Raw genomic sequence first — 370 nt, 5'->3', positions numbered from 1 at the left:
GCGGCGGCCGGAGCCGGGGCCTGCTCGTCGCACGCCCCGCCCGCCGGACCGGGCCGCCGCCCCGGAATCCCTGACGAACCTGTCGAACCCGAGGGACCCGGGCGTCACCCCACCTTTTCGATCACGGCCCGGCGGATCAGGAACTTGCCGGGCTCCCGGACCTGTTCGAAGGCCGCGTCGTTGAGCAGGACGCAGCTGCCGGCACGAAGTTGAAGGTCACCAACCTGGACAACAACAAGTCCACGACGGTGGAGGTCACCTCGGTGTCCGGCAGCTGCGTCCTGCTCAACGACGCGGCCTTCGAACAGGTCCGGGAGCCCGGCAAGTTCCTGATCCGCCGGGCCGTGATCGAAAAGGTGGGGTGACGCCC

1 protein-coding gene is annotated in these 370 nt (G+C 69.7%); it reads left to right on the top strand.

Annotated elements, in window-relative coordinates; translation table 11 throughout:
* Positions 1–209 precede the first annotated feature (209 nt).
* Positions 210–365 (top strand): hypothetical protein, encoded by a 156-nt coding sequence (locus B7L92_RS41090; RefSeq protein ID WP_170102218.1) that lies wholly within the window; start codon positions 210–212, stop codon positions 363–365.
* Positions 366–370: the final 5 nt, after the last annotated feature.

Origin of the sequence: Streptomyces viridosporus (genome assembly GCF_002078235.1) — a bacterium.
Classification (GTDB): Bacteria; Actinomycetota; Actinomycetes; order Streptomycetales; family Streptomycetaceae; genus Streptomyces; species Streptomyces viridosporus.
Note: the sequence above shows the minus strand (reverse complement) of the source record. Positions and strands in the feature narration are given on the sequence as shown.